We start from the raw sequence: 12,276 nt of genomic DNA, 5'->3' as shown, positions 1-12,276 counted from the left end.
GGAGCAGGAAACGGGCAGTAGCAACAAGAAAGGCTCCTGAGACTATAGATTTGCTCTGGCTATTGGTCCTGGCCTTTTAAAAAGGAATAGATGCTGTACCAACTGCAGATGTACAGCAAGACAGGCAAGGTTTGTAAGTTGAAACGTCGTTCTTCATTAGTACGAGAACTTATAGAGTTAGTCATACTGGCCCTGCTCATCTTCTTTGCCGTGCGCCTGGTAGTGCAGGTATATCACGTAGAAGGAGTAAGTATGCAGCCAGGGCTGCAGAATGATGAATATGTGCTGGTATATAAGATGGCCTACATATTCTCGGCCTCGCCTCAGCGTGGAGATGTGGTAGTATTTCACTATCCCCTGGATACCAGTCAGGATTTCATCAAGCGGGTGATAGGTTTACCTGGAGATACGATTCGTACCGATAACACCCATATCTGGGTGAATGGCACAGAGTTGAATGAGCCATATATCACGGGGCCAACTAATCCGCTCGCTAAAATATGGAAAGTGCCTCCAGGTTCGTACTTTGTCCTGGGAGACAATCGGCTGCAAAGTGACGATTCGCGTTACTGGGGTTTTGTCCCGAAAGATTACATCGTGGGTAAGGCGGTGGCAATCTATTGGCCGGTGAGCGCGTGGGAGTTGATCAATACCTATCAGTCAGTTTATGCACAAATTAAGAAGTAAGCCATAGATAGAGGGATGGAGCATGCAAGATTCAGAGAAACATTACCCGGAGCAGCTTGAAGCAGAAGTATCGTCGTCAAGGGCCAGGCGGCGCAAGAGCGTGCCCCTTGAAGAGACCACCTTGCCGAACAGAGGCTTTGGCTATGCGCTCATTGGTGGCATCGTGGCCGGCATCCTCGAAATGTTGATCAATGTAGCGCTGACGCTCTTTAACGATCCAGTGCTGACAGAGGCAGCGGTCCAGGGCAAAGCTATGAGCCTGACCACGGCCTATATGGCTCTTGGCGTACAGTGCTTAAATTTTGTGATAAGCCTGGCTATCTGTTTTATCGCCGGCTTTGTGATTGGCAAGATCACCCTGCAGCGCACGCTAAGCTTCTATTGTGGGGCCATTGCTGGTATTATCCTCTATCTGGGCAGCTTTGTTACGCGCTATATTCCCGGCTATCCTGGCGATATCAGCTCAACCGCGCCAGGGCTCAATGCTGGCGCCTTCACCGGTGGTATCGTGCTGACCATCGTCTTTTTCCTGATCTGGTGCATGATTGGTGGCCTACTTGGACGCTGGGGCGGCTGGCTGGCTACGCGCCGGCATCCCTACTATCTTGAGGAAGTTGCCGAAGAAGAGCAATAAGCTTCAGCTTATTGCTAGCCACAGAGCATAACGAAGCCAGTTCCCTGAGCAAAGAGAAGCGGGCTTCGGTGAGACTGAGACATACAATCGGTACGTTACAAGCGCGGTCAAGCCTGTGCAATTTGCAGTAAAATCCTGTGCCAATGTGAAAAGAGGGGCCAGCATCAGAATGCACGCGCAGAGATAGATGCTGGCCCCTCGGTACTCTTCCCCCCAAATTCGCACCAAATAGGATGCAATCACCACCACCCATAGAGTAGCACAGCAGGCCTCTCTTAGCATCAGCAAACAATCTTCAATGTATCACGTTTTATCACGAAATAGAGCAGTTTTGCCCAATTTTATGGCCTGCAGTATTTTGCTTGCAAAGCTCATCAGTGCGCTCTACAGGCCTGTGCAAGCAATTCTACATCTTGAATAATAGTCTTTTGCATTTATGTATCTAAGCACGCCATTTGTATAGAGATATACACTATACTTATAGACTCGCGCTGCTCGCCGGTTCTCCTGGTTACAAGAGCAAGGTTCATAGCACCACAACTATGTCCGGCGCTGTCAGCCGGGTCTGCATCTTTAACAGCAGAATGCCAGCCGGGCCTTTCTCGCACGCGGTCAGCTCAGCGGCGGCCGCCCGGGCTATGCTGACCACCCTACGCTTCTGGTGCGCGTTGCTTGCTTCTGCAACGGGGCAGCGAGCGCCGCCTGGTATCGACGGCTCATATGCTTATTGGGGCCGGTTGCTCTCCTCCTGTCCTGGCAAGCATACCGTAGCGCCGGGCCGGATGGGTAGCGTGCGCGAACGTGGATCGTGGTTAGCATAGCCCACCATTGTGCGCTCGCTGGCGCTCAATACCCTGCATGCAGGGACGCCTTACTCTTTTGTCTGTTGTTTATCCTCACTGCCTGAGCACTCAGGCACGAGTCTTGTACCTGTACACAGGAGGTGCAAACAGTATGCGAGACCTCTCTCCTTCTCTGGCTTTTTTACTGACGGAAGTTGCGCTCATGGATACTATGTCTGCCCGCAACTCGACTTGATCTTACTTCTGCTACAGCGATTGATCAGTAATCGCCGGCTTGCATTTCTGGGGTGAGCCTGCGTCCACGATCAGCTTGCTGGCCAGGAGGACCTGCACTAGAAATAAGCGCAAGCCTGTTCTGAAATAGCGTAGTGCGTTACGTTTTTAGTCATAGAAATAGGCCATGGATTGTGTTAAATTCAACTCTCTTTTGCGCAGGTTATATCCGTGTTGCCGCGCGTCCCTGCCGCTGTACAGAAGGGCCCCTGCCTGCTCTACCGGACCGCGGCCGCCCGGACGCACAAAAAAAACCTCTTAGTAAAACACCCTGATTACTAAGAGGTCTCAGTTTTGATTCCTGTGCTCTAACAGACGCGGATAATGCAGCTTCTGGGAACATTATCCGCCTCTCTGCCGAGGCACTGTTATAGAAGATAGCTCGCCGCAAAAGGCGCTATAACTGTATAGAAACCTATTATATTATAGCACTTTTTCTGGGAACTGTCAAATGGTCAGCGTTGCACAAGTGTGCGCTACGGGGACACTTTGACCTTTTTTTGGTCGGCTTGAGCTAGCTTCTCTACCACAGAAAGGATAGCTCTTGTGGACGAATTACCTCCCCTCAGTGAACTGGCTAGAAGCATCCATGCTCTTCACGAATTGTGTTCCCGTAAACAATGGGTCGTCTGGCGCTATGTCGAGCGCAACGGCCAATATACCAAAGTCCCCTTTAATGCTCTCAGCGGCCGCGAAGCGCGCTCTAATGAGCCGCGCACCTGGGCCAGCTATGCCCAGGCCCTTGATGCCTACAGGCGCTCACAGGGCAGTGAGCAGCCCTACGAAGGAACAGGCTTTATGTTCCGGGGCGATTATACAGGCATCGATCTTGACCACTGTATAGATGCGCAAGGCGAGGTTGAGCCCTGGGCGCGGGCAATTGTCGAGCGGCTCGATAGCTATACCGAGATCTCGCCAAGCGGCCAAGGCCTGCACATCTATATTGGCCTGCCCATTCCGCGCGGCTTGCGCCGCAGCATCCCCCCTCATATGCATCCCTCCCATCCTAAGGCCGCGATCGAGATGTACAGCCAGGGACGCTACTTTACGATAACCGGTCGGCACCTGGCAGGTACGCCGGAGGGGATCAACGGGAAGCAAGAAGTTATGGATGCGCTCTTCAATGAAGTGAAACAGTTTAAGCAACCGAGCTCTCCACGTCCTCCGCGCAACTCCCCAGCTTCCCACACTACGAAAGGAACTCCGCAAGATGGAATCGCTACTCCTGCTCCGTCTGGCCGCACTAGCCTCGATTCTTGCCATGTCAGCCTTGATCATCGCCCTGGTGGGAATGATCGAGACGCTCTACAGCTACCAGCGCAGAATTCCACGCGCCCTGCCGCTCCTACTGGCGGGCAGCCTGATTCTGATGATTCTTGCCGCACCCTGGATTCTGATGCATCTCTGATCGAGCAGGCGTTCAACGCAGCCAATGGCGAGAAGTTTCGCCGGCTCTATCAGGATGGCAACCTGTTTGGCTACATTTCCGCTTCTGAAGCGGATCTGGCCCTGTGCATCCTGCTGGCCTTCTGGACGGGCAAGGATGCCCAACGCATAGATCGCATCTTCAGGACAAGCGCGCTCTATCGTCTTAAATGGGATGCCAGGCGCGGCGAACAAACCTATGGTGAAGCGACGATCCAGATGGCCTTGACCTACTGTACAACGACGTATCAGCCACAGATGACGACAGGGGGCCAGGCTGAGGCGCTGACGCAACTGCAGGCACTTTTGGAACACCGAACGCAGCGGCTTGTGCACAACTATCGCTTGCAGGCGAAGCCGCTGGAACTGAAGACGGTTCTTGAGCATCTTGAGCAAAACGAGTTAGGCGATGCCAGGCTCTTTGTGGCGGCCTTTGGCGACCAGCTCTGCTACGATCACACAGAGAAGGCCTGGTACTTCTGGGAAGAGCATTACTGGAAGCGCGATCGCATCAACGAAGTCCTGGTCCTGATCTCGGATGCGCTCGGCGAGATCTACCTCGATGCCCATCGGCAACTCTCGGACCATCAAGAGGGGCTGCAAGAGCGCATTATGCTCAAAGAGGGGCACCGTTTCTATAAGGAAAATGAGCAGGAAGGCGCTGCACTCTTTCACTTGAAATCTCAGGTAAATAAGCTGCAAAAGGTGAAGCTGGCCCTGCAGAAGCGCGCCAATGGTCTGCGTACACTCAACCGTAGCATGAGCGTGCTGCACTATGTACAGGCGGAGCTGGGGGTTGTCTCGGACGTCTGGGACCATGATCCCTGGCTGCTGGCCACGCCTTCGGGCGTGCTAGATCTGCGCACTGGACAGTTGCGCCCTGGACGGCCCGAGGATTTCATCCGCACGGTATGTCCGACAAAGTGGACCGGCCTTGAGACGCCTTGCCCGCGCTTTGAGCAATTCCTGCAGGAGATCTTCGAGGATAAGCCCGATCGCACGAGCGTAATTGCTTTCCTGCAGCGTCTCTTTGGCTATAGCATTACGGGGCTGACCTGCGAGGCAGTTTTTCCCATTCTGTTTGGTGAGGAGGGCCGCAACGGCAAGGATACGTTGCTCAACGTGCTAAGAGAGGTGTTAGGACCGCATGCCGGAGCCGTGAGTCACGATGTCTTTACGAGTAGCGACCGTTTTCGTTCAGGCGGCGCGCCTACGCCTCATCTTTGCGATCTACAGGGCAAGCGCTTAATCTGGGGCAACGAGACGCGCCAGGGCGAGTGCCTCAACGTGGCCCAGATCAAATGGCTGACCGGCGGGAGCGAGATCTCGGCCCGTCAGCTCCACGGCGAGCAGTTTTCGTTTCAGCCCACACATCTTATGTTGCTGATGACCAACTATAAGCCACAAGCCGATGCGCGCGATAAGGCCTTCTGGGAGCGCGCCTGCCTTATAGATTTTAAGATGCGCTTTGTCGATCGGCCAAAGGAGACGTATGAGCGCAAGAAGGATAGCACGCTGTTGGGACGCCTCAAGGCAGAGCGTAGCGGCATTCTGGCCTGGCTGGTGCGCGGCTGCCTGCGCTGGCAGCAGGTTGGCTTGAATACTCCCTCTTCGGTCCTGCTGTGGACTGAGCGCTATCGCGAAGAGGAGGATAATCTGCTGGCCTTTATTGGCGACTGCTGTATCGTACGGCCCGATGCGGAGGTGCGGGCCAGCGAACTCTACAACGCCTATAAAGAGTGGGGCAAAGAGAATCAGCTCGTCGTCCTCAATGGCAGGCTTTTTAAAGAGGAGATGAGCAAGCGCTTTGCCTGGAAGCGCAATAATAAAGGAAAATATTATTCAGGCATTAAGCTCTCTTCTTGCTCAACACTTGATACTGATGACGATAGCTATACCTTTGATGACTCTATAGAAGAAATGGTGCCGCCTGTTGCCTCTGGCGGCACTCAGGGTGACACGGCTTCCCAGGCCGTTTCAGGCCATGGCAGTGCCGTTAGTGCCGTCCATACGCAAGTTTTTTCAGATTGTCAAATTGGCGATTCTACTGTTGAGGGTTTATCAATTTCTTGTCAAAACCCGGCACTGCCGGCACCAATAGGGAATGTAGATGGGGATGAAATGGCGCTAGAAGCTGATTTAAGCCTTGCCGAAAATCAAGAATGTGGCGATTTTGATCCGGCACTCTCTGAACAGGAAAACGGCGCTGAAGAGGCTTCCCAGGCTGGTTTAGCTCCTGTGCCGCTTGCAGAGGCTGCCCGGCACCTTGCGGCACTTTCTGAAGACGAGCGGGAGGCTACGATAGTCAAACAGAATGTGGAGCGGGAGGAGACCATACCCTTGCAGGAGGATGCAGTAACAATAAAGCTGGAGACAAGTTCTGAGCCGTTAGAAAGGCAGTCGCAGCGCTACAGCGATCCAAACTGGCCGCCAAAGGGCTTTGTTACGCGCATCAATGATGATACCGATATGATTTCTGCGCTTATCGAGGCAGGTGATTATGATCTGTTGAGCAATCCTTATGATGTGGAGATAGATGAAAACGCGCCCTATGAGCTGCTTGACTACTATTGCGATTTGATGCGCGTCTGCACGAGCAGTGGTCCGGGCTGGCTGGTCTATATCGGACCCGGCACGCTCGGCGTGCGGCTTGATCACGCGTCTCACGTGGTCTCGATCTTCACGCCAGATGAGGTGACGCCCCTGCTTGATGATTAGCTCAATAAGCTAAGATCCAGAGGCCTGAAAAATGGGTCAAGACAGGTTCACGAGCATGCTCAGGTCTGAGGGGTATGTGCAGGCCCTGTCTTGACCGGCGGCTAGATGCTGCTGGATGCCGGGATTGGGCTGCTCGGCACGCGCAAGCGCCCTGGACCTGCCAACCGATAGCGCTCTTAAATGGCATAACCACCCATAGGCTCATCTGTGTGTGGCGCGGGCCGCCATCTCAGGCCGTCCCACCATTTGTGGCGAATGGCGTAATCGCGACCGACGACGAAGGTCTCGATGTGGGATGGACCCCATTTAGTTGGCGTGACGTCTGATATTGCGTCGCTGCCCTGATTCTCGAAGCCATTGAGCCAGCGGTTGGCCAACCACGATTGGTGATACACGGCGTGATCCGGGCCAATAGCCCAGATCTCTAGATTGTTGGCTGCACGCGAGATGGCTGTGACGTCAGAGATAAAATTGCCGCCCAGGCGTTCATAACTGGTGAGGCTAGGAGCCCAGCGGGAGCCATCCCACCATTTGTGGTAGAGGGCGTGGTCGCGGCCGAGCACAAACGTGTCGAGGCGATTGTTGCCCTGGGCTACTGTGGCAACGTTTGAGCTTATGTAGCCACCGAGGTTTTCATAACTGGTGAGGCTAGGAGCCCAGCGGGAGCCGTTCCACCATTTGTGGTAGAGGGCGTGGTCGCGGCCAACGACGAAAAGATCAAGGCGGCCAGGACCCCAGGAGGCCACTGACGGATCTGAGATTGCATAGCCACCGAGGTTTTCATAGCCAGTGAGGCTAGGAGCCCAGCGGGAGCCATCCCACCATTTGTGGTAGAGGGCATGATTGAGGCCAATCACAAAGAGGTCGATACGGTTATGGCCCCAGGAAACTGCGGCGATATTCGAGCTGATGTTCCCGCCGAGATTTTCGTAATCGGTAAGATTGGGCAGCCAGCGGGAGCCGTTCCACCATTTGTGGTAGAGGGCGTGGTCGCGGCCAACGACGAAAAGATCAAGACGGCCAGGACCCCAGGAGACGGCCGCAGCGCTGGAAATAGCATAGCCGCCCAGGCTTTCGTAGCCGGTGAGGCTGGGAGCCCAGCGGGAGCCGTTCCACCATTTATGGTATACGCCATGATCGCTGCCGACGATAAAGAGATCTGTACGATTTGAGCCCCAGGAAACTGCGGCCGGACTATGCACAAAGCCGGCGGGCAGGTTGCCAACACTGGCCCGCCAGGATGCTGCTAATGTGTGCGGCGTGAAGGCCAGAAGGAAAAGGGCAAAACCTGTAGCCAGCAGGAATATATACGCGAGCTTACGCATCAGCTTAGAATCCTTTCTCTATGTACCACCGAGCACATGGCTCGGCGGCTCAATAGAACAGGCAATTACACCGGGGAAGCAAATGGTATGGCAGCTTCCCGGACATCGATCGTCACAGCTGAGGTTAAATAAAATTCTGGCTTCTCGATCCGCATAAGAAGCGCAGGCCTGCTCATTTTATTCAGGCCGAGTTAATAAATATATATTTTTCTTTGTGCATAGCTCTTCTGCTACTAGAAACGTTGCATGCAGACCTTTCGTCGCGAGCAGTCAGGAGATAGGAAGTATGTGGGGGTTATTGCGTCTATCCTCCTCGAATCCCAAGAGGATAGCGAAAACTAATGCCTTCGCTTTTCCTCATTCTGTCATTGTGCTTTGATATATTCCAAGGCAAGCTTAACCGTTGCATGAGGATCGAAGCCCTGGCACGCGAGATAGGCATAAGTGAGCTCATGATGGGGGCGCAACAGCCTGCCACGTGCTCGATCATTGGGAAAGCCCAGGCTGCGCTTATAAGAGATCTCCCCTTCCAATTGGGAGTGCTCTAGTTGATACCATAGACTATCGATAAAACAGTTAGCCGCTTGTGCCGAGGGAACACCAAGAAGCGCAGCCCCTGATGATAGAGACTCACAGCCAGATCGAATCCGGCGCTATAGGTATCGGCTGATATGAGTACCAGGACCTGTGGAGTCCAGCTTGCCTCCCAGAGGCGCTGTTCGAAAATGGGAGCAAACGTGGGCATACGGGCGATCAAGGAATGCAAATTCTCATACTTCCTCTTTAGCTCCTCAGCACTCCATCCCTGGTGCTGATGCTTCTGCCAGGCTGTTTCCTCTGAGAAGTCATAGCCGCCGTTGGCAAGCGCCTCTTGATAGTCCTCTGGCTTCAGCTTCTTGTTGGTCTGGAAGAAGTGCGGCGAGTAACGCGGAATTTGATAACCATCATCAATTGTCAGGACCTTGTCCAGGCCGTAGAGAAAGTAGAGCAACATAGCTGCAAAGATGGAGTTGCCACCCCCATTGTGGCGCAGATCAACAATCAGGTGAGTTGATTGAGCCTGGCGCATCGCACTGAAAAGATCGCACAACAGATCAGTCGCTGAAGGGATTGCGCTAATCCGTGCCTCGATCCCTTCAGGAAGCGGCTCTGTCATAGTTGTGTGTATCGCCTGCTCCAGGCGAGCGTTAAGCAGGACCTGGTTGCCGATGGCCTGTGAAAACTCGAAAGCCTCACGGTAGTACCTCATGGAGGTTGCACGCAGGCAGGCAATTTTGTGTTCCTCATCGAGGAAGGACCAGCCCATCTGTGCGGCATTAAGGGCGGGAATAGCGAGAGCGCTGGCGGGCTGCACCATCTCTGCTGGTGCTTCTTCACTGAGAGGGAGAATGACCTCATGCACATTATCGTTGGAGAGGAGCAGGCTCAGGTGGAGGAGGGGCGGAAGTGTTTGATACCCGAGAATATCGGTAAGCAGATCAGGATAGGCGAAAGCGCGGCTCAGGTGGACCAGCTTGTGAGAGTCGTTGTCGCACCCCCGGACCTGGCTGATGCGTTCGATCAATTCTGCGAAAGGCACCCCTTCCAGCGTCTGAAGACGTGCCCCCAGCAATGGGGTGTCTTGAGGGCTGTAGACGCCCGAGATGTACAACTGTCCCTCTACAACCTCCCAATCAAGCCAGAAGCGCAAATGAGACGTTTGCTCCTCAGCGCTTGCCGGGAGGTCAATAGAAGTATGGCCGTCCTGGATCGAGGCTACAAGTGGGCGTAAAAGACGCAGGAGCTCCCTGGCAGTGCTGCCTTCCTTTGGAATGGCTTCGAGAAGACCCTGAATTCGACGATGGAAAGCAAGCGATCCTCCACCTGCGCTGTAGGGATCGGGATGGGACTCAATAAGCAGTTTCGCCAACTGCAAAACATCTTCTTGTAACGCTCGTCTGGAGATGCGCATCGCTAACCTCCTTGCTCTCTCGATGATCATACTTCCATTATGTCACGCAACGGTTTCTCTGCTCTTTCCTGAAAACCGGGCACAAGCCTCTCAAGAAGCGGCTTCTACTTTTTTCCAAAACATGAGCTTAGAATGCTTGCTTATCTATCAACGGGAGCCGGCGCTTCGCGTGGCTCTTCTCTAGCTGTGGCGTGCCCTTCTGCAGGTGCCGGGTTCTGATTTGCGCCGCTTTCCAGAAAGGCGAGCGACTCACGCAGCCAGCCCAGATACATTTCCTCGAAGCGCCGCTCAAATTGGATTACAAGCCCGATGTAGCGATCATAATCGGAATCCCTGCCCTTTTCGGAGGGGCGCCCGGTTAGCGGATCGCCATGCGTGCGTACTTCCTCTTGCGTGAAGGCCAGGCGCTGTTCATGGTCGGCAATGGCGTTGCGAAAACTTGTCAGCAGCGCCTCCGGAGGTGCCGCGTGTCCAAAGATCGTTCTGAGGAAGAGCTCGTCGCGCAGTTGCGGCTTCTCCAGCGGTTGGTTATGCCAGGCGGCCAGGGCTTCGCGGCCGGCCTGGGTGATCGTGTAGCGTTTGCGTGCCGGCCGTTGGGATGAGGTTTCCATCTCCATCTCGGCCCAGCCCAGCTTGTGCAAGCGGTTCAGCTCGTGGTAAATCTGGCTGTAGACGGCGCCAAAGAAGGGGATCAAGGCGTGATCAAAGCCTCGCTTGAGATCATAGCCACTGCTTGGCCCCACATCTCAAGAAATGCTAGAACTGCATAGGTAATTGGATACGTCGAATGTTCCTCCATCCGCCAGGTTCCTTTCTAATGGCTTGTGCTCAGGATCGTACGCTGGTTTCATTCTAACATATCAAGAATATGCTTGACAAGTATATTTTTTCAAGTTATATTCTTTACAGATATATTATGAAGATGTATTGATGCAAAAAGGGCAGGCTGTAATCGTTACAAAGCCGGCTGCTGACAATAGATTGAGGAGAGTGCAGTAAAATGGCATATCCCGCATATTTCCCCTTGTGTAGTGAGACTGAGCGACAAAAATACCATGTAGATGCCCGAGCGCTGAAAGATGGAACTGAAAGGAAGTCCGATGAAAGATAGCCAGCAAACGCATGGGGATATCCCGACGACTGAAGAGAACGCTCACGGCCTGTCCGTGGAGACCAGGATGTCTAACAAGCTGCTTGAGCCTGCAGCATCCCAGATTGACCATGATCCCTATCGAGCTTTACGTTTTCGCAATTTTCGTTTGTACTTAATCGGTACATTTGTGGCCTCGCTCGGCGAGCAGATGATCAGCGTAGCAATTGGCTGGGAGCTCTACGAGCGTACGAACTCGGCCCTGGTGCTGGCTGGCGTTGGCCTTGTGCAGATCATTCCGATTCTGCTCTTCTCGCTTCCAGCCGGGCACCTGGCCGACCATTTCAACCGCAAATATATTACGCTCAGTGGCCGGATAGCGCTTGGGGCTGGCTCGCTTGGCTTAACTGTATTGTCGTATATGCATGCATCGATTCCGCTGATTTATGCCTGCCTCCTCTTAATGGGCGCGGTCATGGCATTTGTTGGGCCGGCCAATTCGGCCTTAGCGGCCCAGACTGTCCCCAACCAGATTTATGAGAATGCCGCGACCTGGAATAGTAGCGCCTGGCAACTTGCCTCTGTGCTCGGACCGGCCCTTGGAGGCATCGTCATTGCCATAGAGCAGCAAGCGACGCTTGTGTACGCGCTCGATGCTGGAGCTTGCCTGCTTTGTGCCCTCCTGCTCTTCCTGCTAAGCATCCAGGCTCGGGAGCGCTCGGCAGCCGGCTCAAAAATGTCCCTGCAAGCTCTGGGTGAGGGTGTAAACTTTCTGCGCGGCTCGCGTATTCTGCTGGCGGCGATCACCCTTGATCTGTTTGCAGTCCTTTTAGGCGGGTCTACCACATTGTTACCAATTTTCGCCAAAGATATCTTGCACGTTGGTCCCGAAGGCCTGGGTTGGCTAAGGGCCGCGCCCTCGATAGGGGCAGTTTGTATGGCGCTGGCGATTGCGCATATTCCGCCCTTTAAGAAGGCCGGGAAGACGCTGCTGCTTGCCGTGGCCGGCTTTGGTCTTGCAACGCTCATCTTTGGCTTATCGCACATGTTCTGGCTTTCGCTGCTTGCCCTTTTTATCCTTGGCGGCCTTGATAATATCAGTGTCGTAATTCGCAGCACACTATTATTGACAGGTGCGCCCGATGCCATGCGGGGGCGCGTCTCGGCGGTTAATAGCCTGTTTATTGCCGCTTCAGGGCAGTTAGGTGGCTTTGAATCGGGCCTGGTGGCGCAATTGTGCGGCCCGATTTTTGCTGTCGTGAGTGGTGGCCTTGGCACACTGCTCATAGTCGTGCTGGTAGCCCTGCTCTGGCCTGAGCTGCGGCGCCTTGGCATGTTGAAAGATGCCTCAGCTTAGCCCGCCGCGTGGC

At 54.1% G+C, this 12,276-nt stretch carries 9 protein-coding genes; 6 read left to right on the top strand and 3 right to left on the bottom strand.

Going from position 1 to position 12,276, the window contains the following annotated elements:
- The first annotated feature begins 90 nt into the window (after positions 1 to 90).
- The 4 genes from lepB to EPA93_RS27555 all read left to right on the top strand — a co-directional run bounded on the left by lepB (position 91) and on the right by EPA93_RS27555 (position 6,540).
- Positions 91 to 687, top strand: a complete 597-nt coding sequence (gene lepB, locus EPA93_RS27570) for a signal peptidase I (protein WP_242527153.1) — start codon at positions 91 to 93, stop codon at positions 685 to 687.
- Between the two features lie 22 nt (positions 688 to 709).
- Positions 710 to 1,321, top strand: coding sequence for a hypothetical protein (locus EPA93_RS27565; RefSeq protein WP_129890587.1), 612 nt, complete (start codon positions 710 to 712; stop codon positions 1,319 to 1,321).
- A 455-nt stretch (positions 1,322 to 1,776) separates the two neighbouring features.
- Positions 1,777 to 2,142, top strand: a complete 366-nt coding sequence (locus EPA93_RS27560; protein WP_129890586.1) for a hypothetical protein — start codon at positions 1,777 to 1,779, stop codon at positions 2,140 to 2,142.
- Positions 2,143 to 2,943: 801 nt separating this feature from the next.
- Positions 2,944 to 6,540 carry a phage/plasmid primase, P4 family gene (locus EPA93_RS27555; protein WP_129890585.1) on the top strand — a complete coding sequence of 1,199 codons (3,597 nt, stop codon included), beginning with the start codon at positions 2,944 to 2,946 and terminating at the stop codon, positions 6,538 to 6,540.
- Between the two features lie 176 nt (positions 6,541 to 6,716).
- Here EPA93_RS27555 and EPA93_RS27550 read toward each other — a convergent pair whose 3' ends face one another.
- The gene (locus EPA93_RS27550) at positions 6,717 to 7,865 is read right to left on the bottom strand and encodes a PLL family lectin (protein ID WP_129890584.1); all 1,149 of its coding nucleotides are present in this window, start codon (positions 7,863 to 7,865) and stop codon (positions 6,717 to 6,719) included.
- A gap of 407 nt (positions 7,866 to 8,272) precedes the next feature.
- On the opposite strand from EPA93_RS27550, the gene EPA93_RS48595 reads away from it, so the two are divergent.
- Positions 8,273 to 8,413, top strand: a complete 141-nt coding sequence (locus EPA93_RS48595) for a hypothetical protein (protein WP_165423431.1) — start codon at positions 8,273 to 8,275, stop codon at positions 8,411 to 8,413.
- On the opposite strand, the gene EPA93_RS27545 is transcribed toward EPA93_RS48595, so the two are convergent.
- Positions 8,410 to 9,816: a S41 family peptidase gene (locus EPA93_RS27545; protein WP_165423430.1), complete on the bottom strand. Its 1,407-nt coding sequence runs from the start codon at positions 9,814 to 9,816 to the stop codon at positions 8,410 to 8,412. The two genes, EPA93_RS48595 and EPA93_RS27545, sit on opposite strands and share 4 nt — an antisense overlap.
- A 140-nt stretch (positions 9,817 to 9,956) precedes the next feature.
- Positions 9,957 to 10,559, bottom strand: coding sequence for a PadR family transcriptional regulator (locus EPA93_RS27540; RefSeq protein ID WP_129890582.1), 603 nt, complete (start codon positions 10,557 to 10,559; stop codon positions 9,957 to 9,959).
- Between the two features lie 357 nt (positions 10,560 to 10,916).
- On the opposite strand from EPA93_RS27540, the gene EPA93_RS27535 reads away from it, so the two are divergent.
- A complete protein-coding gene (locus EPA93_RS27535) occupies positions 10,917 to 12,263 on the top strand; it encodes an MFS transporter (RefSeq protein WP_242527152.1) in 1,347 nt (448 codons plus the stop codon).
- Positions 12,264 to 12,276: the final 13 nt, after the last annotated feature.

It is taken from the genome of Ktedonosporobacter rubrisoli (assembly GCF_004208415.1).
Classification (GTDB): Bacteria; Chloroflexota; Ktedonobacteria; order Ktedonobacterales; family Ktedonobacteraceae; genus Ktedonosporobacter; species Ktedonosporobacter rubrisoli.
The sequence above is the reverse complement of the archived record's forward strand: the minus strand, read 5'-3'. Positions and strand labels throughout refer to the sequence as shown.